This window comes from Paraburkholderia hiiakae (assembly GCF_904848665.1).
GTDB classification, from domain to species: Bacteria; Pseudomonadota; Gammaproteobacteria; order Burkholderiales; family Burkholderiaceae; genus Paraburkholderia; species Paraburkholderia hiiakae.
The window spans coordinates 21,793-46,926 of sequence record NZ_CAJHCQ010000025.1 but is presented as its reverse complement, the minus strand read 5'-3'; the positions used below and the strand labels follow the sequence as shown (position 1 = coordinate 46,926).

Genomic DNA, 25,134 nt, shown 5'->3' with positions numbered 1-25,134 from the left:
ATGAGCCAAACTGTTTCGGTTCGCGCGGCCAGCAATAGCGCACACGGTCAGTCGTCGTCGCAAACGGTGAAGGGTGCGCTTGCCGCCGCCGTCGCGACCATCATCCTCACCGCGCCGATCCTCGGCCTGCAGCTCACGCTGGACGGCTACCAGGTCGTGTTGCAGCAGCACTGGCGCCCCGTGTGGATCGCGGCCGCCGTGGTGTTCGTGTTCCAGCTCGTCAAGCCGATGTTTGTGCGCGCAACGAGTGGCGTGCGTTTGCCCAAGGCGCCCGCGCTCGGCGCACGCCAGCAGCGCGTGGCGATCTGGGTGCTGCTCGCGTTCGGGGCGGTGTTTCCGTTCATGGGTTCGCGTGGCGCGATCGACGTGGCGACGCTCGCGCTCATCTACGTGATTCTCGGCCTGGGCCTCAATATCGTGGTGGGCTTCGCGGGTCTGCTCGACCTGGGCTACGTGGGCTTCTACGCGGTGGGCGGCTATACGTATGCGCTGCTCAACCAGTACTTCGGCTTCACGTTCTGGGAATGCCTGCCGCTCGCGGCGCTCGCCGCGGCCACGTTCGGTTTCGTGCTCGGCTTCCCGGTGCTGCGCCTGCGCGGCGATTATCTCGCCATCGTCACGCTCGGCTTCGGCGAGATCATCCGCCTCTTGCTCAATAACCTCACGAGCATTACGGGTGGCCCGGACGGCATCTCCAGCATTCCCAAGCCGACCGTGTTCGGCTTCGAAATGGCCCGCCACGCGAGCGTGGAAGGCGCGAAGACATTCAACGAGCTGATCGGCATCGAGTACAGCGGCGAGCACATGGTGATCTTCCTGTACCTGCTCGCGCTCGTGCTGGTGGCGTTCACGCTGTTCGTCACGAGCCGCCTGCTGCGCATGCCGATGGGCCGCGCCTGGGAAGCGCTGCGCGAAGACGAGATCGCATGCCGCTCGCTGGGTCTGAATCCCACGCGCATCAAGCTCTCGGCGTTCACGCTGGGCGCTTCGTTCGCGGGCCTCGCGGGCGCGTTCTTCGCGGCGCGCCAGGGGCTCGTCACGCCCGAGTCGTTCACGTTCATCGAGTCGGCGCTCATTCTCGCCGTGGTGGTGCTGGGCGGCATGGGCTCGCAACTGGGCGTGGTGCTTGCCGCGATCCTGCTGACGGCGCTGCCCGAAGTGGCGCGCGGCTTTGCTGAGTACCGCATGCTGATCTTCGGTCTGGTGATGGTGCTGATGATGATGTGGCGTCCGCAGGGCTTGTTGCCCGCTAGCCGTCCGCACGTGGAGTTGCCGCAATGAGCGCACAAGCGTTGTTGAAAGTAGCCGGCCTGCAGATGCGCTTCGGCGGTCTGCTGGCCGTGGACGGCATCGACTTCGACGTGCGTCCGAACGAGGTGTTCGCGATCATCGGGCCGAACGGCGCGGGCAAGACCACGGTGTTCAATTGCGTGGGCGGCTTCTACAAGCCCACCGCGGGCGACATCGTGCTGGAAGGCCACGCCATCACAGGCCAGCCGAGCCACCAGGTCGCGCGGCGCGGCCTCGTGCGCACGTTCCAGAACATTCGCCTGTTCAAGCAGCTCACAGTGCTGGAAAACCTCATGGTCGCGCAGCACCTGAAGGTGAACCGCAACATGCTGAGCGGCCTGTTCGCGACGCCAGCGTATCGCCGGGCTGAACGCGCCGCGCTCGAGCGTGCCGCGTACTGGCTCGAACGCGTGGGCCTGAAGCCGGTGGCGAACCGCGAGGCGGGCACGCTTTCGTATGGCCATCAGCGTCGGCTCGAAATTGCGCGCTGCATGATCACCGATCCGCGTCTTTTGATGCTCGACGAACCCGCGGCAGGTTTGAATCCGCAGGAGAAGGTCGAACTGCAGCAGATGGTGGACGGCTTGCGTAACGAGTTCGGAATCTCCGTACTCCTGATCGAACACGACATGAGCCTCGTGATGGGCGTGTCGGACCGCATTCTGGTGATGGAACACGGCAAGCCGATCATGATCGGCAAGCCCGACGAAGTGCGCAACGACCCGCGCGTGATCAAGGCCTATCTCGGAGAGGACTGATGCTGAAGCTGGAAAAGGTCCATACCCACTATGGCGCGGTGGAAGCGCTGGCGGGCGTGTCGATCGAAGTGAACAAGGGCGAGATCGTCACGCTGATCGGCAGCAACGGCGCCGGCAAGACCACGCTCATGATGACCGTGTGCGGCACGCCGCGCGCCTCTGCGGGGAAAGTGACGTTCGAAGGCGAGGACATCACGCGCATGCCCACGCACGACATCATGCGCAAGGGCATGGCGATTTCGCCGGAAGGCCGCCGCGTGTTCCCGAGCCTCACGGTGCTCGAAAACCTGCAGATGGGTGGCTTCTTCGCCACGCAGCACGAGATCGATGCGGGCATCGAGCACGTGTTCAAGCTGTTTCCGCGTTTGAATCAGCGCGCGAAACAGCGCGCGGGCACGATGTCGGGCGGCGAGCAGCAGATGCTCGCCATCGGCCGTGCGCTCATGAGCAAGCCGCGTTTGCTGCTGCTCGACGAGCCCACGCTCGGCCTCGCGCCGCTCGTGATCGCGCAGATCTTCGACATCATCCGCGCGATTCGCGAGGAAGGCGTGACGGTGTTCCTCGTCGAGCAGAACGCGAACAAGGCGCTGCACGTGGCCGATCGCGGCTATGTGCTGGAGACCGGGCGCGTGGTGCTCGCCGATAGCGCCGACAATCTGCTCGCCAACGACAACATCAAGCGCGCCTATCTGGGCGGTTGATCGTCTGAAGTCGTGCCGCGCTGCGGCCCGCGCAATCCGCGTTCATCGAACGTGTGTTGCGCGGGCCGCTTCTTTTTTCGCACCCCAAACATGAATCAATCGCCGCGTGCAATCGCAAGCTGCGCGATCAACCGCATCAGCTCGGCCTGGCGGCGCGTGGCAGTTTTCGCGAATACGTGGTGCAGATGCGTGCGTACAGTCGAGGGCAGGACCTGCAGCGCCTCCGCCACGTCTTTCGGATTGAGGCCCTTGCCGACTTCGCAGGCCACGCGCGCTTCCGCGGGCGTGAGCCCGAACAGCGCGACGAGACGCGTTTCCACGCCGCGCCGCGACGACTGCGGATCGATCACGATCAGCATCGCCGTGCCGGTGCGCGCGGTTTGCGCGAAGTAGTCGGCGCGGCTGTGCGCGCCTAGCGGCGAAATCAGCGCCTGGAGCGGCTCGTCGGGTGGCTGGCGGGCGATCAGCATCGCGCCGCCCGTGCGGCCGCGTACGTCGCGTCCGGCTGCGCGCGCGATCAGCGCACGCAACTGCTGCGTGGCGGCGGACGTGGTGGCGCTGAGCGCGGCGTGCTCGGTGCGCAGCCCGTTTGCGCGCGCGAGCTGCGCCGTGGCGGCGCAATTCGCGAACACGATGTGCGCGTCGGCATCGACGATCAGGACGCCGTGCGCGAGCGCGTCGAGTGCGTCCGCGGGGGCATGCCCGCTTTTGTCGTGCGCGGCGAGGGTGCGCGCAGTGTGCCGCTGCACGCGCAATGCATTGCGCAAATGCGGCAGCAGGTCGCGCAGTGCGTCCAGCTCGTCTTCGCTATAGAAGCGCGTTTCGTGGCGCAGGGCGCCGAGCACGGCGGCCATGTCGCCTTCGCGCAGGACGTTCGCGAAGGCCACCGTGTAGAAGCGCTGCGGGCGCACCCACTCCTGCACGAAGGCGCTGTGTTCCAGACTCCCCTGCGGGTGGATCATCGTATCGGTGACGAGCGTGCCGGCCGCCCAGCGGCGCACCTGTGGCACGAGCGGATCGAAGCCGCCGTAGTGCTGCGCATACGAATGGGCAAACGACGCGTCGATGCCGTCCCACTCGGCGAGCGAGAACGTGCTTTCGGGCGGCAGCATGGTGAGATTGACGTGTTGCGCGCCGATGCGCTGCGCAATGCGCGCACAGACATCCGGCCAGCGTTGCGCGTCGAACCCCGCGTCGTAGATCGCGTCGATCAGGCCGCCCGTTTCATCCGGCTCGGAATGCCTCACGCGCGCGCTGTGTGCAACGGTATCGATAGCCGCAGCGTGCGCGGCCGTTGTGGGCCCCATGATGGTCTCCAGGCTGGATTTTATTAACGGCAGAAGGCCTCAGGGCATGCCTTGCGACGTCGCATATAGGGCCATGTGGCACTGCAACGACGCCGGCGGCGCTCAGGGCGTAAATCCACGTTTGCAAACGGCAGGCGCGAGGGGATGCGCTGCAACATCCCGGGGTCCCTATTCTGAATGAATAGACGATAAAGCCTACGATTCGCTTTCGTCAGAGGACATTTCGGGTTTCGTTACATCCGATGTATTTCGGGTACTGGACAAGCGCGCCGCGCTCACGATAATTGAGCGTCCCAAATCGGGCGCGCCGCATGGGGGAAAAGCGGCGCGCGTCGTCGCGAGAGCAGCGAGAGCGAACGGCGGCAGGACAGCGAATGGTTGAAAGTCAGATAAAGCGGAGAGACTTTGGATGTCTGAAGAGTACGAAGTGCATGGGCCGCACGACCACGCGGTAGAACACGCCGCGGCGGGCCATAGCGGGCACGGCGAGGGCGATGCGTTCCCGGGCCGCATGGCGGTGATGACGGCGATCCTCGCTTCCATTGGAGCGATCTTTGCCTACCAGAGCGGTAACAGCGAGAACCTGGCGCTCTATTACAAGAACGAAGCGGCGATTCGCAAGACCGAAGCCGCGAATCAATGGGCTTACTATCAGGCGAAAGGCGAGAAGCAGAATCTGGCGGAGCTGGGCGCGCAACTCTCCGCACTCGCGCCGAATTCGGACGCCGCGCAGAAGCGCTTCGCCGCCGATGTCGAGCGCTATCGCCAGCAGAAAGAGCCGATCCGCGCGAAGGCGGAGGCGCTCGAAAAGACCGTCGAGCAGGACGATGCGTTAAGCGAGCAGGTGCTGCACGGCCATCATCGCTGGGCGCAAGCCACGACGCTCATTCAGATCTCGATCGCGCTCACGGCAATCACGCTGCTTACGCGGCGCCGCTGGCTGCTCAATACGTCGGTGGGCGTGGCCATCGTTAGCGTAGGCCTGGGCACGCTGGCGTTTTTCGGCGGCTGAGTGTTCATCCGCCGCACACGATCGCCGTGAGCAGCAGCGGCACGACCGGTTGCACTTTGGCGTCGCTGTTGGCTTCCCGCAAGCGCGAGCGCACCTTCTCCGCAGGCGCGGACACGACGACGCCATAAAGCGGCGAGGCGATCTCCTTGCCCGCGCCGCGCTTGAAGAGCGAGTCATCGCGGTCGTAGCCGAGTACCACGTAAATGGGAAAGCCGAACGCGCTCAGGCGGGTGCCGGGCACGGGGTTGAACGCGTTGACCGAATTCGATTCGACGCGGCTCGGTTCGGGTTCGATGGATCGATCGTCGATAAGCGACGAAATGAACGTGTGGGGATCGGACTTGCAGTCGAACTGCTGGTCGTGCGTACTGGATTGCGCATGCGCGACCAGCGGCGCCAGCAGGGCGGCAAAAGCGGCAAGGCCGCTAAGCGCGGCCCGCAACGTACTGGCCGGGAACGCGAATATCACGGAAGTTTGGCGCTTGGTCATAGCTACGAGCGGCAATGCCGAGAGAAGACCGGTTGACTCCATTCGACACCCAGACTTCTTTCGTGTTCAAAGCTTACGGCACATAAATTGCGCGGGACGTGCGCCCGCACACATCCGCATGCGCGATCGTGGTCCTGTTCGGGACCGTTACAGCATCGATTTCGCCTGGCTCAGGATCTTGTCGCAGACCTGTTTCGTGGCCTGCTCCTTGAGGCCGCTGCCAGTGAGGTCGAGCTTCTGGCCATTGCCGCCCGTGAGGATGCCGCTCGTGCCCTGCGTATAGCCGCTGTCCGTGGTGTTCGCGCCGCCGGGCAGCTTGCTGAGCAGCGAGTCTTTCACGTTGCTCGCGGCGTCGGCGTTCAGGTAATTGTTCTTGATGCAGTACTGCAGCACGCCGGTGACATTGCCGAGACTGTTCGAGGTGAGCGAGGACGCGGAAAGCGAGTTGCCGAGTCCGCCCAGATTGCCGAGCGCACCCTGCGCCGAACCGCTGTTGCTGCCGCCCTGGTTGAGCAGGTTGCCGAGCTGCGCCTGTGCGGCGCCCCAAGGGGCGAGCAGGGCCAGGGTCAGGGTGGCCATCAACGCCGTGGCGATGCGTGGGACAGAGGTTTGCATACACGACTCTCCGTGGTGGTTCAGTGCGTCCTTACTATAGACGGATTCGTTTGCGCGGCTTCGCTACGTGACGCCGCACGAGCGTTCGGTCAGCGGCGGTGCAACCTGTGCGAAGCACGATCGCTGCGTCTCGCCGTGACCGTTTCATGATGCATCTGATGATTTCATCGACATGTCATTTGTTGCGGGCACAACGATAACGGCGCAGGAGCGAACGAGGGCGTTTGAAGAGGGGGTATGTCTCAAGTGGTATGCATGCATTCGGAATCGTGTAGGGCGCGGGTCACGCGTCGACCACGCAACGAATGAACCTGTTACAAGTGTATCGACGCTGTAAAACACCACGTTTACAGGGCTTTTCTGGCAGTATTCCCGACGATTCAAGGTGGAGATTGTTTCTAACCGTAACACTTATTACGGCCCTCCTCATCGGCTGGTTTCAGGTGGTATGCTTCCTGCACAAATTCTCCCTTGCACGAGCGAGACCACGTGTATTGCGTCAATACAGTGAAAGAACGCACTGCCAGAGTGCGCATCGCGACGCAAATGAACACGTCTTATAAGCATATGGTGCAACCGAGCTAGCCAACGCGGACAACAAGATCCGCAAGCCAGTGCTCCGTCACTGCAGCCCCGGTCCGGCTGCGTGGAGAACAGCATGAATTTCGAAGAACTGAGCGACGACGAGTGGGTGCAGGTGTCCTCGCTCGTGTCAGATGAACCTCCTATTAGACTCAACCGGCGCGGCCGCCCTCGCGCCGAGCCACGCGTCGTGGCCAATGCCGTCCTCTGGATTCTCACCACCGGTGAGTCGTGGTCGCGGCTGCCCGCGCGTTATCCGTCCGGGCCCACCTGCCGCCGTCGTTTCGAGGAATGGCATGGCAGCGGCACGCTGATCGAACTGGTCGAGTTGCTCTCGCAGCGCGGCCGCAAGTTCGTTTATGTGCCGCAGCCCGCGCAGGCCGATGCGCAACCCGTTGCAGTCGCAGTCGAGGAAGTCGTCGAGGACGACGGCCAGCCGGCCGTGTTCTGGAAGAGTCCCGAAGCCTGGCAGGCGCCCGCCGCGCTCGCCGACGCGCCGCTTGCCGATCCCATGGAAAGCATGATGCGTCAGCTCGCTGGCGGCGAACCGGTATTGCCCGCTGCGATCGACGCGCCTGTCGTGTCTGGCGCAACGACGGCAACCCCGGCGACGAGTGCGGCGACCGTTGCGAGTGCGACGCGTTCACAAGCCGAAACGCCGTTCGGACCGTTCTCGCCTTCCCGCGTGAGCAAGCCTGTTGCGACTCGCGCGATGCCGCGCGACGCGTCGCATCGCGGCGCGCACCCGGCGGCCGGCGTGGTGCAGGTCGCGGAATGGCGCGGCTATACGATGAGCCTGACCGTGCAGCCCGTGCGCAACCGCATGTTCCGCGGGGCCGTGGAAATTCTCAAGGATGGCAAGCGCATCGAGCGCTCTGGCCTGATCGGGCCGCCGTTTCAGGATCGCGAATCCGCGCGGAATTTCGCCTTCGACTGGGCGCGTGAATGGCTCGATCGCGAAGGCTCGGCCGAGTCCGTGTCCGGCGTTTCATGGCCGGGCTCGCATCTCGCGAGGCACGCCTTGTCGAAGGGCGCTGCACAGGGCGGTTCGCAAACCGCGTTGCCGAGTGCCGCACCGCACGTGTGCGCCCAGAGCGCAAGCGCGACGCGTGGCGACCCGTCGAATGCCGCTGCCGCCCGCGCGTTGCCTCCGGCCGCGCCGGGCAGTGCGCGGCGCACACCGCTGCAACCGCCGGTCCAGCGTTACACCGCCACGGGCGCGCTGCTGACGGGCAGTGAGGCTCGCGAAGCCAATACGGCGTCGTCCAGCACTGCTGAACGTCGCACTGTCGGCACCACGGGAACGCGCTTCCGCACGCTCTCGCGCTGATCTTGCAAGGCTGCGCGCGCGATGCGCGCAGCCTTCCTGCACGGCCTCTACTGCTTTCCTCACTGCCTGCCGTACTGATCGTCGAGACGCACGATATCGTCCTCACCGAGATACGAGCCCGACTGCACCTCGATGATCTCGAGCGGCATCTTGCCCGGATTTTCCAGCCGATGCGACACGCCAAGCGGGATATACGCTGACTCGTTTTCCGAAACGATGAAGCGTTCTTCCCCGCGCGTGACGAGCGCCGTGCCGCGTACGACGACCCAATGCTCGGCGCGATGGTGATGCATCTGCAGCGAGAGGCGTGCGCCCGGTTCGACCACGATCCGCTTGACCTGGAAGCGCTCGCCGCTGTCCACGCTGTCGTAGTGACCCCACGGACGATGCACAAGGCGGTGCGCCACGGCTTCCGTGCGGCGCTCCTGCTTCAGGCGTTGCACGATCTTTTTGACGTCCTGGGCGCGCGAGCGGTCGGCAACGAGCAGGGCATCGGGGGTCTCCACGATCACGAGGTCCTTTGTGCCGAGGCAGGCCACGAGGCGGCCGTCCGAATGCGCGAAGGTGTCGGTCGCGCCTTCGAACATGACGCGTCCGTGCGCGACGTTGCCTTCGTCGTCCTTCGGTGAAACTTGCCAGACGGTGTCCCATGAACCGAGATCGGTCCAGCCGGCCGTGAGCGGCACGACCACGCCGCTTGCCACCGACGGGTCGCCGGCGAGTGGCTCCATCACCGCGTAGTCGATCGAGTTCGAAGGCGAACGTGCGAACGCTTCGCTATCCACGCGGAAGAAGTCGCCGTCTGTCTTGCCGTGCTCGATCGATTCCGCGCATGCGGTGTAGATGGCCGGATGGAAATGGCGAATTGCCTTGAGCCAGGTCGATGCACGCACGATGAAAATGCCGCTGTTCCACCAGTAGCGCTGCGAAGCGACGTATTGCTGCGCCAGCTCGAAATAGGGCTTTTCGACGAAACCGTTCAGACGCCGCGCGCCGGCCGGTTCGGCGCTCGCGAGCGGCTCGCCCACGTGAATGTAGCCATAGCCCACTTCGGGGTGCGTGGGCACGATGCCCATCGTCACGATCTGGCCGTTCGCCGCATGACGCACGCCTTCGGCCACCGCGTTCTGGAACGCTTCGAGGTCGGCGAGCGCATGGTCGGCCGGCATGACCACGAGAATGCCGTCCTCCTGCGAGGCGACCACGGACATCGCGGCGAGCGTGAGCGCGGGCGCCGTATCGCGGCCCACGGGCTCGAGAATCAGACGCGCATGTTTGCCCGCCGCGCGAACCTGGTCGGCGGTGGTGAATCGATGTTCTTCATTGCAGACGATCAGCAACTCCTCTGCGAGCGTCACGCGCTCGGCGAGCGCATCGAGGCGGCCCGCAGTGTTGGCAAGCAGCGACTGCTCGCCCACGAGGTTGATCATCTGCTTCGGATATTGCTCGCGCGACAGTGGCCACAACCGTGAGCCCGCGCCGCCCGCAAGCACCACAGGGCATACCTGCAATGCACTGCGCGTTTCGGCACGCGTCTGCGACGCTTTTGCCGATGCCGTAGCGGAACCCGTATCCGTCATCTCGCTCTCCTGTAAAAGGTATCGGTGATGCGATTTGTAGCATGCTTAAAATCGACATAAATAGATTCGTAAAGAAGAAAACGGAAAATATTCAAATTAAATTTAAATCACGCCTCCGTCATGTCGGAATATCGATAAAAAATCAATAAAAATTCCGCTGTCAATCACCGTAATTTCTTGTCGGAACCCAAAATCTGGCATCCGGACAGGAAAAATCTGCCGGAATGACCGGGGCTGCGAGGCAATGTGGGAGCAGAGCCCGGCAATCTTTTCCGACAAAATTCGCAAAAAAATGATCTGAAAGGGGCGAAACAATTGGAGATACTTTTGAGGCTTGCAGCCGGAATTTTTATCGCGCCTTATTAGGGTTTATTCGGATCAGAATATGCGACGCCATGCGTTCTTTTGCGGCGGCGCAGTCCCAGAAATTTTTGAAGCGAGCGGCCATGACGCGCAGTGCGTGGCCGTGATTCCTTTTTTAAACCCGAGGTGCCGGACATGCTCAGCGTTCTAGCCAGAATATTCGACGTTGCCGCCATTGCCGCTGGAGCGTTGCTCGCGGCCGTCTTGCACCGTGGCCAACTCGTGCCGCTCACCGACGCAGAGAGCGTGGCGCTCGCGTTCAATTGCGTGCTCGCGATCTGGATGTTCCCGGCATTCGGCATCTACAAGTCGTGGCGCGGCAAGTCGCTCTACGCCCTCTTTGCCCGCGTGTGCGCCGCCTGGCTCGCCGTGGAGGGCACGGGCATCCTGATGAGCTTCAGCCTGCACCGCGCCGATTCGCTCTCGCGCCTGTGGCTCGCGTACTGGGTCGTCGCCTCGGTGGCGTTGCTGATCGTCTCGAAGGCGCTCGTGCACATGGTGCTGCGTGGCATTCGGCGCGAGGGCTACAACCAGAAGGCCGTGGCCGTGGTGGGTGGCCCGCGCTATGTGCGCTTCCTGATCGAGCACATGCGCTTTCACCCGGAAGCGGGCTTTCACCCGGCGATCGTGTTCGACGAGGACAGCGACGCGGAAGGCGCCGCCGCGATCGACGGCGTGCCCGTGGAGCGCAACCTCCAGGCCATGCTCGAGTTCGTGCGCGAGAACGAAGTCCGCGAACTGTGGCTCGCCTTGCCGATCACCAAGGAGCGCACGATCCATCGCATCGTCACGGCCCTGCGAAACGACTTCGTGAACATCCGCTTCATTCCGGATGTGCGCAGCCTCTCGTTCTTCAGCCAGCCCGTAGTCGATCTGCTCGGCGTGCCGGCCATCAATCTCGCGGCTTCGCCGGTCACGGACCTGAGCGTGCTGCCCAAGCGCGTGTTCGACATCGTGTTCGCGGGCGGCGTGCTGGTCGCGCTGGCGCCGCTGCTCGCCGCGATTTCGCTCGCCGTGAAGCTCACGTCGAAAGGCCCGGTGTTCTTCAAGCAGCGCCGCAAGGGGCTGGATGGCAACGAGTTCGAGATCTACAAATTCCGCTCGATGAAGGTCCATGCGGAAGTCGCGGGTCAGATCACGCAGGCGCGCCGCAACGATCCGCGTGTGACGCGCGTGGGCGCGTTCCTGCGCCGCACGAGCCTCGACGAGCTACCGCAATTCATCAACGTGCTCAAGGGCGAGATGTCGGTGGTGGGGCCGCGTCCGCACGCGCTTGCGCACGACGACATCTACAAGGACCTCGTGCGCGGCTACATGGCGCGCTACCGCATCAAGCCGGGCATTACCGGCTGGGCGCAGGTCAATGGCTTTCGCGGCGAAACCGATCGCGTGGAAAAGATGCGCGACCGCGTGCGCTTCGATCTGCACTACATGCAGCACTGGAGCTTCGCGCTCGACCTGCGCATCGTGGCGATGACCATGTGGAAGGGCTTCGCCGGCCAGAACGCATATTGAAGCGAAGCGAGTGCGCCCGCTGCTTGTGTGCGCAACGTTTCGCATGACACGAAGAACCAATCACTTTTGAGGTGGGCATGAATCTGACGATTATTGGCAGTGGTTATGTGGGTCTCGTGACGGGCGCTTGTCTTGCCGACATCGGCAACGACGTGTTTTGCCTCGACGTCGATGCGCGCAAGATCGACCTGCTCAATCAAGGCGTCGTGCCGATTCACGAGCCGGGCCTGAAGGAAATCATCGAGCGCAACGTGCGCGCGCGCCGGCTCAAGTTCTCGACCGACGTGGAAGCGGCGGTCGCGCACGGCGACGTGCAGTTCATCGCCGTGGGCACGCCGCCCGACGAGGATGGCTCGGCCGATCTGCAATACGTGCTGGCGGCCGCCCGCAATGTCGGCCGTCACATGACGGGTTTCAAGGTGGTGGTGGACAAGTCCACGGTGCCGGTGGGCACGGCGGCGCTCGTGCACGACGCGATCGCCTCCGAGTTGCGCAAACGCGGCGTGAGCCACATGTTCTCGGTGGTCTCGAACCCCGAGTTCCTCAAGGAAGGCGCGGCAGTCGAGGACTTCGCGCGGCCGGATCGCATCGTGCTCGGCTGCAGCGACGACGTGCCCGGCGAACGCGCGAAAGAGGTCATGAAGCGGCTCTACGCGCCGTTCAACCGCAATCACGAGCGCACGCTCTACATGGACGTGCATTCGGCGGAATTCACCAAGTATGCGGCCAACGCCATGCTCGCCACGCGCATTTCGTTCATGAACGAACTCGCGAACCTGGCCGACCGCGTGGGCGCCGATATCGAGGCCGTGCGCCGCGGCGTGGGCTCGGACCCGCGCATTGGCTACGATTTTCTCTATGCGGGCTGCGGCTATGGCGGCTCGTGCTTCCCGAAAGATGTGAAAGCGCTCATGCGCACCGCCGAGGATTTCGGCGAGCCGCTGCAGATCCTGCGCGCCGTGGAGTCCGTCAATGAAGCGCAGAAGCAGGTGCTTGCACAGAAGATCGTCACGCGCTTCGGCTCCGACCTCACGGGCCGCACGTTCGGCGTCTGGGGTCTCGCGTTCAAGCCGAACACCGACGACATGCGCGAGGCGCCGAGCCGTACGCTCATCGCCGAACTGCTCGCGCGCGGCGCCACGATCAAGGCATACGACCCGGTCGCGACCGCCGAGGCGAAACGCGTTCTCGCGCTCGATCTCGCGCACGCGCCGGAACATCAGGCGCGGCTGTCGTTCGTGAACGATGCGATGGAAGCCGCGGGCGACGCGGATGCCGTTGTGGTCGCAACGGAATGGAAAGTCTTCAAGGCACCCGATTTCGAAACGCTCAAGTCGCAGCTGAAGATGCCGATCGTATTCGACGGCCGCAATCTCTACGAGCCGTCGGCATTGAAGGAACTCGGCATCGAGTACCACGCCGTGGGCCGCGCGAGCGCGACGCAGGCAAGCCGCGTGCGCGCCGAAACCGCCGCGACGCAGGTGCTGGCCTGAGCGTTGCCGGGCTACGCATCGCGCATGTCAAGGAAGGGAGTCACGCGACCATGATCAAGAACGTGCTCATCGTTTGCCACGCCAACGTCTGCCGCTCGCCAGCGGCGGAGCAGCTCTTTCGCGAGCGTCTGCGCGAACAGAAAGGCTCACGGGCGGAATCGTTTCAATCGGCGGGCCTGCGTGCGCGCGACGGCGACGACATGGACCCCGTGATGCAGTGGCTGCTTGCCGAGCGCGGCATGAAGGTGGGCGAGCATCAGTCGCGCCGCCTCACGAGCCGCCTGGTGCGCTCGGTAGACCTCGTGCTCGTGACCGAGCGCCGCCAGGTCGCCGCTGTCGAGCGCATTGAACCCACCGCGCGCGGCAAGGTGTACGCGCTCGGTAACTGGGAAAACTCTGATGTCAGCGATCCGCACGGACTGCACGAGTCCGCGTATCGCCAGAGTCTTGAATTGATGGATCGTATGGTAAAGGGATGGTTGAGCCGAATATGCCAATGACAAAATTGAAACTGACGGCGGTGGTCGCGTTGAGCGTCTTCGTTTCCGCGTGCGCAACGGCGCCCGGCAACTATCTCGACACGTCGAGCTTGAAGGAAGCGCCGAACAACCAGCCGCAGCAGCAATTCAACGTGCAGCTCATCACGCAGCAAGTCGTGCTGCAGCAGGCGCAGGCGGCCGCGGCCGCGCCGAAAGCGCCGCTGCCGCCCTCGAAGTTCACGAGCGCTGCCGACTACGTCTATCACATCGCGCCGCAGGACATTCTCGGTGTGACCGTGTTCGACCACCCGGAACTCTCGACGCCGCAGGGCTCGACCTTCTCCACGGGCGGCAATACCACGCAGACCGTGGGTCAGGCGCTCACGCAGCCCTATACCAACGCGCTGCCTGGACAGGCCGACCCGTACGGACAGACCGTCGCCAAAGATGGCACGATCTTCTTCCCGTTCGTGGGCCGCATCATGGCCGCGGGCAAGACGCCCGGTCAGATCCGCGACCAGCTCGCGGCCGGCCTCGGCCCCTACGTGAAGAACCCGCAAGTGGACGTGCGCGTGCTCGCGTACCGCAGCCAGAAGGTGCAGATCACGGGCGACGTGAAGACGCCGGGCCCGCTCTCGATGAGCGACGTGCCGCTCACGCTGGTGGACGCCATCACGCGTTCGGGCGGCACGACCGACAGTGCCGACATCAACCGCGTGCGCCTCACGCGCAACGGCAAGCTCTATATCCTCGACGCGAACCGCATGCTAGACGGCGGCGATTCGACCCAGGACGTGTTGCTGCAGAACGGCGACGTCATCAATATTCCGGATCGTTCGGATAGCAGAATATTCGTGATGGGCGAAGTGAAGACGCCCCTGCAGACGAACCTCATTCGCGGCGACCTCACGATTGCCGACGCGCTCACCCAGGCAGGCGGCATTCTCGATACCGACGCGAACCCGCGCCAGATCTTCGTGATGCGCGGCATGAAGGACAACCCGACGCAGCCCGAGATCTACCGTCTCGACATGACCAAGCCCGACGCGATCATGCTTTCGTCGCAGTTCCAGCTCAAGCCGCTGGATGTGGTGTACGTGGGCACGGCCGCTTCGACGACCTTCAACCGTGTGTTGCAGCAGGTGCTGCCGACCATCCAGACCGTCTTCTATCTGAAGCAGATCGCGAAGTAAGCGCGGGAATCGACGCGCTTCCAGAGAAGACGTAGGAGCAACACCTAAACAACGGGATTGAATCGTGACCATACAAGCCAATAGCCAGGCGGCCCCGGCGGCCCGCACCGAGGAAGAGGACGTCGTTCTCGGCCAGTTGCTGCGCGTCATCATCGACGACATCGGCTGGCTCATCGCGATCGCGGCGGCGGTGATCGCCATGGCCGTGTTTTACTGCTTCATCGCCAAGCCGGTCTATACGGCCGACACCCAGGTTCGCGTGGAGCCTTCCGACTACACGTCGCAGGCCCTCACGCAAACGCAAACGGGCGCGAACATTAGCTCTGGATCGTCGACGGGCAGCTTGCCCACCGACGCCGAGATCCAGATGATCAAGAGCCGCAGCGTGGTCGAGCCGGTGGTGCGGCAGTTCAAGCTGAACACCACCGTCACGCCGGTCATGCTGCCCTTGATCGGCAGCCTGTCCGCACGCCTCGCGACGCCGGGCACGCCCGCGCGTCCGTGGTTCGGGCTCAGTAACTGGCTCAGCAGCTATGCGTGGGGCGGCGAGGTCATCAACATCGACTCGGTCGAGGTCACGCCCGAGCTCGAAGGCAAGAAGCTCACGCTCACCGCGCTCGATAACGACCGCTACGTGATCTCGACGCCGGACGGCGCGCGCCTGCTCGAAGGCAGCGTCGGCCAGGTCGAACAGGGCGGCGGCGTGAAGCTGCTCGTGAGCAAGCTCGTGGCTCGCCCGGGCACCCGCTTCAAGGTTGTGCGCCTGAACGACCTCGACGCGATCAGCGGCTTCCAGAACGCGATCCAGGTGCAGGAGCAGGGCAAACAAACGGGCGTGATCGACATCTCGCTCGAAGACAACGACCCCGAGCATGCAGCAGCGATTGCAAACGCGGTGGCGCAGTCGTACCTGCGCGAGCACGTGGCGACCAAGCAGGCCGACGCGAGCAAGATGCTCGACTTCCTGCGCAGCGAACAGCCGCGCCTGAAGTCGGACCTCGAGAATGCCGAAGCGGCGCTCACGGCCTACCAAAGCAAGTCGGGTTCGATCAACGCGAGCGACGAAGCGAAGATCTATCTCGACGGCAGCGTGCAATACGAGCAGCAGATCTCGGCGCTGCAACTGCAGATCGCGTCGCTGCAGCAGCGTTTTGGCGACCAGCATCCGGTGCTGATCGCGGCGCGCCAGCAGCTTGCACAACTGCAGGGCGAGCGCGCGAAGTACGACACGAAGTTCCGCGACCTGCCGGCCACGGAAGTGAAGGCCGTGCAACTGCAGCGTGACGCGAAGGTGGCCGAGGACATCTACGTACTCCTGCTCAACCGAATTCAGGAGCTTTCGGTGCAGCGCGTGGGCACGGGCGGTAACGTGCATATCATCGATCCGGCGCTGCGCCCCGGTAGCCCCTCGAAGCCCAAGAAGCTGCTGATCGTCTCGGCGGCGTCGCTCCTTGGCATCATTCTCGGCACGGGCTTCGTGCTCATGCGCCGCAACATGTTCAAGGGCATTATCGATCCGGACCAGATCGAGCGCTCGTTCCAGCTGCCTGTGTACGGTCTCGTGCCGCTTTCGCCGGAACAGATGGCGCTCGAAAAGCGTGGCCCGGTGCGTGGCGGCACGCGCCTGAGCGAAGTGCTCGCCAACGCGCGGCCCAAGGACCTCACGGTCGAAAGCCTGCGTAGCCTGCGCACGTCGCTGCAGTTCAGCGTAATGGACGCGCGCAATCGCGTAGTCATGCTGACGGGTTCGGTGCCGGGCGTGGGCAAGAGCTTCCTGACCGCGAACCTCGCCGTGCTGCTCGCACATTCGGGCAAGCGCGTGCTCATGATCGACGGCGATATGCGTCGTGGCGCGCTCGAACGCTATCTGGGCGGCCCGCAGGAAAACGGTTTCTCCGAGCTGCTCTCGGGGCAGATCGCGCTGGACGAGGCCATTCGCGCGACCGAAGTGGACAACCTGCACTTCATCTCGTGCGGCCGTCGTCCGCCCAACCCTTCCGAGCTGTTGATGTCACCGCGCCTCGGCCAGTATCTCGAGGGTCTTTCGAACCGCTACGACGTGCTGCTCATCGACACGCCGCCGGTGCTCGCCGTGACCGACGCCGCCATCATCGGCGGACATGCAGGCTCGACGTTCCTCGTGCTGCGCTCGGGTCTTCACACCGAAGGCGAAATCGCCGAGGCGCTCAAGCGTCTGCGCAACGCCGGCGTGCGCGTGCAGGGCGGTGTGTTCAACGGCGTGCCGGCGCGCACGCGCGGCAACTATGGCTATGGCTATGCGAACGTACGCGAGTACCTGAGCGCATGACGCCTACGCACCCATCCAGCACAGCAAAGGAGAACACGCGATGAAAGTGACCGTGCTCGTGCCGACGTATCGGCGTCCTGATGATCTGTCGCGCTGTCTTTCAGCGCTCCTGCGCCAGCAGCGCGCGCCCGATGAAATCGTGGTGGTGGCGCGCGCCGACGACGCGGCAACGCACGCGTGCCTGGCCGACCACGTCACGCCTCGCGTGCTCAACGTGGAAGTGGCCATTGTCGAGGAGCCGGGGCAGGTGGCGGCGCTCAATCGCGGCATCGAGGCTGCGACGGGCGACGTGATCGCCATCACCGACGACGACGCCGCGCCGCGCGCCGATTGGGTCGCGCGCATTGCGGCGGCCTTCGAGTCCGACCCGAAACTCGGCGCGCTAGGCGGCCGCGACTGGGTGCACGAAGACGGCCGCATGATCGACGGCGAGCGCACGCTCGTGGGCAAGCTGCAGCGCTCGGGCCGCATCGTTGGCAACCACCATCTGGGCGCGGGCGGCGCACGCGAAGTCGATCTGCTCAAGGGCGCGAACATGAGCTATCGCCGCGCGGCGATCGGCGACCTGCGTTTCGACCGGCGCCTGCGTGGCACCGGCGCGCAAACGCATAACGACATGGCGTTCAGCATGAGCGTGAAGCGCTTGGGCTGGAAGCTCGTGTACGACCCGCTCGTGGCCGTGGACCATTTCCCCGCGCCGCGCCCGGGCGAGGACCCGCGCAACGCGCAGACGCTCGCCTCGATCCGCAACGCCGCCTACAACCTGCATCTCATCCTGCTCGGCCATCTCACGCCGCTGCGCCGCGAAACCGCCTGGTGGTGGTATGCGCTCGTCGGCACGCGCGTGTATCCGGGCCTCGTGCATACGGGCCTGAGCGCCGTGCGCGGCACTTCCGCAGGCGCGGCGTTCGCACGCTGGCGCGCGGTGCGTGGCGGCGCACGCGAGGCGCGCCGCGCGCTCGTTTGAGCGGCGCGGCCAACGACTACACGGAGGACCCCGAATGAGCGGTACGCAAGTCCACGTCCACCTTTTCTATGGCGCCGATCCGCGCCGCTATCGCAAAGGCGAGAATATCGGCAGCCTGTACGGCTACCATCACGCGGAATCTGCGGAATTCGCCCTCAATTACGCGCAGGATGCGAGCGAGAGCACGCCCATGCGTTTTATGCGCCGCGGTCTCAAGGCGGCGTTCGGTTTCGATTTCATTCATGCCTGGCGCAATCGCCGCGCCATTCTGCAGTCCGACGTAATCTGGACGCACACGGAACAGGAGCATCTGGCCGTGGCGCTGGTGCTGCTGATGAACGCGAAGAAGGGCGGTGCGCGCCCGCTGCTGCTCGCGCAAAGCGTGTGGCTGCTCGACCGCTGGCCGGGCTACGGCACGCTGCGGCGCGCGATGTACAAGCGGCTTCTCAAGCGTGCCGATCTGCTCACCACGCTCGCGAGCGAGAATGCCGCGCTGTGCGGCGAGTATTTCGGGCGCGAGGCGCGCCACGTGCTCTATGGGCTCAATACCAACGATTTTCCGCTGCGCCCGCCTTCGGAGTGGAAGCCGCATACGCCGGTGCGCGTAGCCGCGATCGGCAACGACCGCGACCGCGACTGGACCACGCTCGTCAGCGCGCTTGGCAACGATTCGCGTTATCACGTGCGTATCGCCACGCGCAGGCGCATGCCGGCATCCGCGCGCGCGGACAACGTCGAAATCGTCCGCGTTTCCGGTATCGAGCAACAGCATGCGCTCTATGACTGGGCGGACATTATTGTCGTGCCGTTGCGTCCCAACACGCACGCTTCTGGCATCACGGTGATGCTCGAAGCCGCGGCGCTCGGCAAGCCGATGATCGCGACGAAGGTCGGCGCGCTCGAAGACTACTTCGACGAAAAGGCCGCTTCGTACGTCGAACCGTTCAATGTCCAGCAGTTGCGCGACGCCGCGAATGCGCTCGTGGCCGATCCGGCGCGTGCGCTCGAACAGGCGCGCGAAGCCGGCGAGCAACTGCGCACGCGCGATCTCACGACGCAGCACTTCGCGCGCCAGCACGCGCAGCTCACGCGCGAGATGCTGCATGAGCGCGACGCGCTCAATGGCGAGACGATCGCGAGCGAACCCCGAGGCCGGGGCGTCGCTGCGCGCGGGATGTGATCATGGATGCGACGACCGCTATCCCCACACCGGCGCCGCAGCAGTCGAGCCCGCAACGCGCTCGCCGGGGAGGCCTGCGCAGTCTGTTCGGGCGCGATACGCTGCCGCCGCTCGCCTTGTGGCTGCTCACGGCGCTCCTGATCGGCGCGCACCAGGGAACGGTGCTGACGCTCGCATTCCCCGTGCTTTCGATCGCGGTGGGCTTTTGGCTCTACTTCGTGAACCCGGTGCGCTATATCGGCTTCATGTGGTGGCTGTGGTTCCTGAGCCCCGAAGTGCGCCGTCTGGCCGACTACGGCAAGGGCGGCTTCACGCCTACGAGCCTCATTCAGGTCGCGCCGCTCGCTGTGACGATGATCAGCGGCATCTCGCTGCTGCGCTACTACCCGATCCTCGGGCAGCGGCGCGGCCTGCCGCTCTTGCTCGCGCTGCTCGGCATCGGCTATGGGTTCGTGGTGGGCGTCGTGGGCAGCGGCCCGGCGGCCGCCGTCTATGACCTCGCAAACTGGATCTATCCGTTCCTGATCGGCTTTCACATCATGGTGCTCACGCGCCAGTATCCGGAGTGCAGCAAGACCATCATCAACACCTTCATCTACGGCATGCTCGTGATGGGCGCGTATGGTCTCGTGCAGTTTTTCATCATGCCGCCGTGGGACGCCATGTGGATGATCGGCTCGGACATGAACTCGCAGGGCGACCCCGTGCCGCTCGGCGTACGCGTGTTCAGCACGATGAATTCGTCGGGCCCGTTCGCGTTCGCGATGATGGGCGCGATGGTGTTCGTGATGGCCGCGAAGCATCGCATACGCTGGATCGCGGCTGCGTTCGGCTTCTTCTCGTTCGCGCTCTCGCTCGTGCGCTCCACCTGGGGTGGCTGGGCGATCGCCATGATCATCCAGTTGATGAAGTCGAGCAACAAGGTGCGCATTCGTATCATCGTGAGCGCGGTCGTCCTTGCGGGCGTATGCGTGCCGCTGCTCACTTTCGGTCCGGTGGCGGACCGCATGCAGCAGCGCCTGAATACGCTCGTGAACCTGAAGGACGACCAGAGCTACGAGGCGCGTAACCAGTTCTATGCCGACTTCGCGAAAAAAGCCTTCACCGACGTGACGGGCGAGGGCCTCGGCGCGACCGGCGCATCGACGAAGCTCTCCAGCAATAACGGCCAACTCGGCCAATACGGCAGCTTCGACAGCGGCGTGATGAACATTCCGTTCGTGCTTGGCTGGCCCGGCACGCTGCTCTATATGTCGGGTGTGTTGTGGCTGCTCGTGCGTGCGGTGCGCGTGTCGTTTCGTCTGTCTGAAGACCGCTACGTTTGCGCGTGCCTGAGCCTCGCGATTTCGATCTTCGCCATGCTCGTATTCACCAACTCGCTCGTGGGCACCGGCGGCCTGCTGCTCTTTTCGAGCGTGTTTTCCATTCTCAGCGCGGGGCATTGGGCGAAGCTTCAACGCCAGGCCAATGTCCGTATCACGGAGGTCTCCGATTGAGAGTCGCAATCGTCACGCATGTCGTGCGCCACAATGACGGCCAGGGCCGCGTCAATCATGAAATCGCGCGCGCCGCGCTCGACGAGGGGTTCGAGGTGACGCTGGTTGCCTCGCATGTCGCGCCCGAACTGCTTGCACACCCCAAGGTGAAATGGGTGAGCGTGCAACCATCGCGCGCGTGGCCAACCAATCTGCTGCGCCAGCAGGTGTTCGCGCTAAAGAGCGCGTTGTGGCTGCGCCGCAATCGGCGCGCATACGACGTGCTCCATGTGAACGGCTTCATCACCTGGGCGCATGCCGATGTCAACACCGCGCACTTCGTGCACGGTGGTTGGGCGCGCAGCAAGTATTACCCGTTCGGTCTCACGCGCGGCGCGTGGTCGGCTTATCAGTTCGTCTATACGCGTGCCAATGCGGTGCTGGAGCGCTGGGCGTACCGGCGCTCTCGCGTGATTGCCGCAGTCTCTCGCAAGGTCGCGGACGAAATCCGCGCGTCGGGCGGCAACCCCGTGGAGCGGCTCGACGTGATCTACAACGGCGTGGACACGCGGGGTTTTTCGGCCGCGAGCGCCGACCGCGCGAAGTTCTCGCTGCCCGCTAGCGCGTTCCTGCTGCTCTTCGTGGGCGACCTGCGCACGCCGCGCAAGAACCTTGGCACGGTGTTGCATGCGCTCAAGCAGATGCCCGACAACGTGCATCTGGCCGTGGCCGGCTACCTGCCGGGCAGCCCGTATCCCGATCTCGCGCGCGAGCTTGGCATCGAGTCTCGCGTGCATTTTCTCGGCCTCGTGCGTGAGATGCCCACGCTCATGCGCTCCGTCGATACCTACGTATTTCCTTCGCGCTACGAAGCAATGAGCCTGTCGCTACTCGAAGCGATGGCGGCGGGATTGCCCGTCGTGACAGCGCGCACGGCGGGCGGCGCGGAAATCATCACGCCCGAATGCGGCATCGTGCTCGAAGATCCCGACGACGTGCCCGCGCTCGCCAACGCCGTGCATACGCTCGCCACCGACACGCCGCGCCGCCTCGCGATGGGCGAGGCCGCGGCGGAGCTTGCCACGCAGTTCGGCTGGGCGCGTATGGCTGCGCAGTACATCGCGCTCTACCGGCAACTGGCCGGCGACGCGAGCGCGGCCGTGCGACGCGAAGAACCCGCGTTCGCCGCCGCGACGCTGCCGGGCGGTCAACCGCTCCAGCGCGCAGAAACCCCCTGATAACCGCATACGTGCAGAATAAGGACACGCGATGACCACACAATCCATTCAATCGCTGCAGATCGGCATGCACTGGTTTCCCGAGCGCGCAGGCGGGCTCGACCGCATGTACTACTCGCTGGTTGGCGCGCTGCCGGGTGCGGGCGTGCGCGTGCGCGGCGTCGTGGCTGGCTCGCCCAAGGTGGCCCAGGACAGCGGCGGCGCGATCCACGGCTTTGGCTCGGCTTCCCGCTCGCTGCCGTTTCGACTCATGGACGCGCGCCGCGCGCTGCGCAGTGAGATTCGCCGCCACCGTCCCGACGTGATTTCCTCGCACTTCGCGCTTTACACCTTCCCAGGGCTCGACGTCACGCGCGGCATTCCGCAGGTTTCGCACTTCCAGGGACCGTGGGCCGACGAAAGCTTCGTGGAAGGCGCGGCCACGCTGAGCCAGCGCATCAAGCACTCGCTGGAGCAGTCGGTGTATGAGCGTGCGTCGCGGCTCATCGTGCTTTCGAAGGCGTTTGGCGACATTCTCACGCGTCGCTATGGCATCTCGCCCGAGCGCGTGCGCATCGTGCCGGGCTGCGTGGATACGGCGCATTTCGACCCGGCTTGCACGGTCGCCGAAGCACGCCTGAGGCTCCAGCTGCCGCAAGGCCGCCCGATCATCCTGGCCGTGCGCCGCCTCGTGCGCCGCATGGGTCTGGAAGATCTGATCGACGCGATCAAGATGGTGAAGCAACGCCATCCTGACGTGCTGCTGCTGATCGCGGGGCGAGGCCGTCTGGAGTCCGAACTGCAGCAGCGCATCGACGAAGCGGGTTTGGCCGATAACGTGAAGCTTCTCGGCTTCGTGCCCGACGCGCATCTGCCGTCGCTCTATCGCGCGGCAACGCTGAGCGTGGTGCCGACGGTCGCGCTGGAGGGCTTCGGCCTGATTACGGTGGAATCGCTTTCCGCAGGCACGCCGGTGCTGGTGACGCCGGTTGGCGGCCTGCCGGAAGCGGTGGCCGGTCTGTCACAGGACCTCGTGTTGCCGGCCACGGGTGCGAACGCGATCGCCGATGGCATCGACGGAGCACTTTCGGGGCGCATCAAGCTGCCGGATGAAGAGGCGTGCAAGGCGTATGCGCGCGAGCATTTCGATAACGCGGTGATCGCGAAGCGCGTGGCCGGTGTTTACGCGGAAGCGATCGCCGCGCACTGAAGCGGGTCGTTAGAGCAAAAGAAAACCGCCGCTCGGGAGAGCGGCGGTTGATGTGTAGAAGCGAGAAAGCAAGCAGGGGGTTACTGCGTTTCGAGCACGCGTTCGCGGGCTTCTTCGTACATCCAGCGTAACGTGTCCTCCAGGTACTTGCGCGCGCTGTCGCCGACAATGGAACGCAGCTTCGCGTTAGACCCGATCAACTGACGCACTTCGTTGGCGCGCACGAAGCGCGGATCGACGTGCACCTCGATCTCGTAGCCGGCGATGCGCGCAAGCATGCCGAGCAGCGCGCCAAGCGTTTGGCCACTGCCCGAGCAGACGTTGACGGTGGCGCCGCGCGGCGCGACTTCGATGAGCCGTGCGTAGGCGTTCACTACGTCGCGCACATCGGAGAAGTCACGGGCCACGTGGAGGTTGCCAAGCGAAATCTGCTTTTCACCGCGTGCATAGTGCTCGACGATCTTCGGGACCAGGAAGTCCGGCGACTGGCCCACGCCCGTGTAGTTGAACGGGCGCGCGATGATGATCGGCAATTGCGCCTGAAAGCGCTTCGCGACGTATTCCATCGCGAGCTTGCTGACTGCGTAGTCGTTGGCGGGTTGGGGCTCGACGTGCTCGTCGATCACGCCGTTCGTGGCATTGCCGTAGATATTCGCGCTGCTCGCGAGCAGCACGGCACGCGGCACGTGCTTCTGCTGCGCGAGGGCTTCGAGCAGGTTGCGCGTGCCGACCACGTTCACGACGTAGGTGCGCGCAACGTCGCTGTCGGCCACGTGGGCCACCGCGGCGAGATGCACGACCACGTCGGGTTGCACGGACTCGAGCGCGTGCGCGATGGCGCCGCGCTCGAGCAGGTCGGCTTCGATCGCCGTGGCGCCGAACGGGAAGGCCTCCTCGCTTAGCGATTCGCCGGCCCGAACGGTGCCCCAGACACGGTAGCCGTCCGCCGCGAGGCGTGCGGCCATATAGCGGCCCGTAAAGCCGCCGATGCCCGTGATGAGCGCGCGCGGACGGCTAGCGGGATCAGAAGGTGTCATGGCGTTCGTTGCGCGCAAGGTCGGCCGCGACCATCATCTGGCAGAGGTGCTCGAGCGAAGTCTGTGGCTGCCAGCCGAGCTTTTTCTGCGCCTTGGTCGGGTCGCCAATGAGCAGATCGACTTCGGCGGGGCGGTAGAAGCGCGGGCTCACACGCACGAGCGTGCGGCCCGTGGCGACGCAAATGCCGGTTTCTCGCTCGCCCTTGCCCGACCATTCGAGCTGGATGCCGGCCGCCGTGAAGGCCATCTTCACGAAGTCGCGCACGGTTTCGGTGCGGCCCGTGGCGAGCACGTAGGTGTCGGGTTCATCGGCCTGCAGCATGCGCCACATGCCTTCCACGTATTCGGAGGCGTAGCCCCAGTCGCGCTTGGCGTCGAGGTTGCCGAGTTCGAGCAGGTTGAGCTTGCCGAGCTTGATCTTGGCGACGCTGTCGGTGATCTTGCGCGTGACGAATTCGCGCCCGCGCAGCGGCGACTCGTGGTTGAAGAGAATGCCGCTCGTCGCGAAGATGTCGTAAGACTCGCGATAGTTGACGGTGGACCAGTGCGCGAACAGCTTGGCCACGCCATAGGGGCTGCGCGGGTAGAACGGCGTCTCCTCGCATTGCGGGATCGCTTGAACCTTGCCGAACATTTCGGAGGTCGAAGCTTGATAGAAGCGCGTTTTCGGATTCACCACGCGAATCGCTTCGAGCATGTTAAGCACGCCGATGCCAGTGACTTCGGCGGTCGTGGCGGGCTGGTCGAACGACACGCCCACGAAGCTCTGGGCCGCGAGGTTGTAGACCTCCTGCGCTTGCGCACGCTCGACGAGACGCAGGGTCGAGCCCGCATCCGTGAGGTCGTGCTCGACGAGCTCGAGTGACGGATGGTCGAGGATCCCCAGCTCATTCATGCGCCAGAAGTTCACAGAGCTGGTGCGGCGATAAGTGCCGGTGACGTTGTAGCCCTTGTCGAGCAGAAGGCGCGTGAGGTAGGCGCCGTCCTGGCCGGAAACACCGGTGATGATCGCTTTGCGACGTTCGTTCATAT

21 protein-coding genes are annotated in these 25,134 nt (G+C 64.5%); 15 read left to right on the top strand and 6 right to left on the bottom strand.

Annotated elements, in window-relative coordinates; translation table 11 throughout:
• Genes JMY28_RS33155 through JMY28_RS33145 form a run of 3 tightly spaced genes read left to right on the top strand, consistent with a single transcriptional unit; the run spans position 1 to position 2,749 of the window.
• Positions 1–1,281, top strand: coding sequence for a high-affinity branched-chain amino acid ABC transporter permease LivM (locus JMY28_RS33155; RefSeq protein ID WP_201700108.1), 1,281 nt, complete (start codon positions 1–3; stop codon positions 1,279–1,281).
• Positions 1,278–2,048: a high-affinity branched-chain amino acid ABC transporter ATP-binding protein LivG gene (gene livG / locus JMY28_RS33150; protein ID WP_028203113.1), complete on the top strand. Its 771-nt coding sequence runs from the start codon at positions 1,278–1,280 to the stop codon at positions 2,046–2,048. Before JMY28_RS33155 ends, livG begins: the two co-directional genes overlap by 4 nt.
• A complete protein-coding gene (locus JMY28_RS33145; RefSeq protein ID WP_201700107.1) occupies positions 2,048–2,749 on the top strand; it encodes an ABC transporter ATP-binding protein in 702 nt (233 codons plus the stop codon). The genes livG and JMY28_RS33145 overlap by 1 nt, the downstream gene beginning before the upstream one ends.
• Positions 2,750–2,844: 95 nt before the next feature.
• Here the strand turns inward: JMY28_RS33145 and JMY28_RS33140 are convergent, their stop codons facing one another.
• Positions 2,845–4,056: a helix-turn-helix transcriptional regulator gene (locus tag JMY28_RS33140; protein WP_201700106.1), complete on the bottom strand. Its 1,212-nt coding sequence runs from the start codon at positions 4,054–4,056 to the stop codon at positions 2,845–2,847.
• 409 nt (positions 4,057–4,465) lie between these two features.
• Here JMY28_RS33140 and JMY28_RS33135 point away from each other — a divergent pair, with 409 nt between their 5' ends.
• Positions 4,466–5,068, top strand: coding sequence for a DUF4337 domain-containing protein (locus JMY28_RS33135; RefSeq protein WP_201700105.1), 603 nt, complete (start codon positions 4,466–4,468; stop codon positions 5,066–5,068).
• A 4-nt stretch (positions 5,069–5,072) separates the two neighbouring features.
• On the opposite strand, the gene JMY28_RS33130 is transcribed toward JMY28_RS33135, so the two are convergent.
• Complete coding sequence (locus JMY28_RS33130) at positions 5,073–5,558, bottom strand: hypothetical protein (protein ID WP_236597155.1); 486 nt, start codon at positions 5,556–5,558, stop codon at positions 5,073–5,075.
• Positions 5,559–5,705: 147 nt separating this feature from the next.
• On the bottom strand, positions 5,706–6,173 hold the full coding sequence (locus JMY28_RS33125) for a DUF2501 domain-containing protein (protein ID WP_201700104.1): 468 nt from the start codon (positions 6,171–6,173) through the stop codon (positions 5,706–5,708).
• A 658-nt stretch (positions 6,174–6,831) separates the two neighbouring features.
• Between JMY28_RS33125 and JMY28_RS33120 the strand changes: the two genes are divergently transcribed.
• Positions 6,832–8,085, top strand: a complete 1,254-nt coding sequence (locus tag JMY28_RS33120; protein WP_201700103.1) for a transposase — start codon at positions 6,832–6,834, stop codon at positions 8,083–8,085.
• Between the two features lie 59 nt (positions 8,086–8,144).
• Here JMY28_RS33120 and JMY28_RS33115 read toward each other — a convergent pair whose 3' ends face one another.
• Positions 8,145–9,665 carry a mannose-1-phosphate guanylyltransferase/mannose-6-phosphate isomerase gene (locus JMY28_RS33115; protein ID WP_201700102.1) on the bottom strand — a complete coding sequence of 507 codons (1,521 nt, stop codon included), beginning with the start codon at positions 9,663–9,665 and terminating at the stop codon, positions 8,145–8,147.
• 498 nt (positions 9,666–10,163) lie between these two features.
• On the opposite strand from JMY28_RS33115, the gene JMY28_RS33110 reads away from it, so the two are divergent.
• The 10 genes from JMY28_RS33110 to JMY28_RS33065 all read left to right on the top strand — a co-directional run bounded on the left by JMY28_RS33110 (position 10,164) and on the right by JMY28_RS33065 (position 23,065).
• Positions 10,164–11,543, top strand: coding sequence for an undecaprenyl-phosphate glucose phosphotransferase (locus JMY28_RS33110; RefSeq protein ID WP_201700101.1), 1,380 nt, complete (start codon positions 10,164–10,166; stop codon positions 11,541–11,543).
• 77 nt (positions 11,544–11,620) lie between these two features.
• The gene (locus tag JMY28_RS33105) at positions 11,621–13,036 is read left to right on the top strand and encodes a UDP-glucose dehydrogenase family protein (protein WP_201700100.1); all 1,416 of its coding nucleotides are present in this window, start codon (positions 11,621–11,623) and stop codon (positions 13,034–13,036) included.
• Positions 13,037–13,086: 50 nt separating this feature from the next.
• Positions 13,087–13,536, top strand: coding sequence for an arsenate reductase/protein-tyrosine-phosphatase family protein (locus JMY28_RS33100; RefSeq protein ID WP_201700099.1), 450 nt, complete (start codon positions 13,087–13,089; stop codon positions 13,534–13,536).
• Entirely contained in the window at positions 13,533–14,708 is a 1,176-nt protein-coding gene (locus JMY28_RS33095; RefSeq protein WP_201700098.1) for a polysaccharide biosynthesis/export family protein, read from the top strand. The genes JMY28_RS33100 and JMY28_RS33095 overlap by 4 nt, the downstream gene beginning before the upstream one ends.
• A 61-nt stretch (positions 14,709–14,769) precedes the next feature.
• The gene (locus JMY28_RS33090) at positions 14,770–17,016 is read left to right on the top strand and encodes a polysaccharide biosynthesis tyrosine autokinase (RefSeq protein ID WP_201700172.1); all 2,247 of its coding nucleotides are present in this window, start codon (positions 14,770–14,772) and stop codon (positions 17,014–17,016) included.
• 40 nt (positions 17,017–17,056) lie between these two features.
• Complete coding sequence (locus JMY28_RS33085) at positions 17,057–17,983, top strand: glycosyltransferase family 2 protein (RefSeq protein WP_201700097.1); 927 nt, start codon at positions 17,057–17,059, stop codon at positions 17,981–17,983.
• A 34-nt stretch (positions 17,984–18,017) separates the two neighbouring features.
• A complete protein-coding gene (locus tag JMY28_RS33080; RefSeq protein WP_201700096.1) occupies positions 18,018–19,163 on the top strand; it encodes a glycosyltransferase in 1,146 nt (381 codons plus the stop codon).
• A 2-nt stretch (positions 19,164–19,165) separates the two neighbouring features.
• Complete coding sequence (locus JMY28_RS33075) at positions 19,166–20,659, top strand: O-antigen ligase family protein (RefSeq protein WP_201700095.1); 1,494 nt, start codon at positions 19,166–19,168, stop codon at positions 20,657–20,659.
• Positions 20,656–21,876, top strand: coding sequence for a glycosyltransferase family 4 protein (locus JMY28_RS33070; protein ID WP_201700094.1), 1,221 nt, complete (start codon positions 20,656–20,658; stop codon positions 21,874–21,876). Before JMY28_RS33075 ends, JMY28_RS33070 begins: the two co-directional genes overlap by 4 nt.
• A 31-nt stretch (positions 21,877–21,907) precedes the next feature.
• The gene (locus JMY28_RS33065; protein WP_201700093.1) at positions 21,908–23,065 is read left to right on the top strand and encodes a glycosyltransferase family 4 protein; all 1,158 of its coding nucleotides are present in this window, start codon (positions 21,908–21,910) and stop codon (positions 23,063–23,065) included.
• 80 nt (positions 23,066–23,145) lie between these two features.
• Here JMY28_RS33065 and JMY28_RS33060 read toward each other — a convergent pair whose 3' ends face one another.
• Positions 23,146–24,102 (bottom strand): GDP-mannose 4,6-dehydratase, encoded by a 957-nt coding sequence (locus tag JMY28_RS33060; RefSeq protein ID WP_201700092.1) that lies wholly within the window; start codon positions 24,100–24,102, stop codon positions 23,146–23,148.
• Positions 24,089–25,132: a GDP-mannose 4,6-dehydratase gene (gene gmd / locus JMY28_RS33055; RefSeq protein ID WP_201700091.1), complete on the bottom strand. Its 1,044-nt coding sequence runs from the start codon at positions 25,130–25,132 to the stop codon at positions 24,089–24,091. The genes JMY28_RS33060 and gmd overlap by 14 nt, the downstream gene beginning before the upstream one ends.
• Positions 25,133–25,134: the final 2 nt, after the last annotated feature.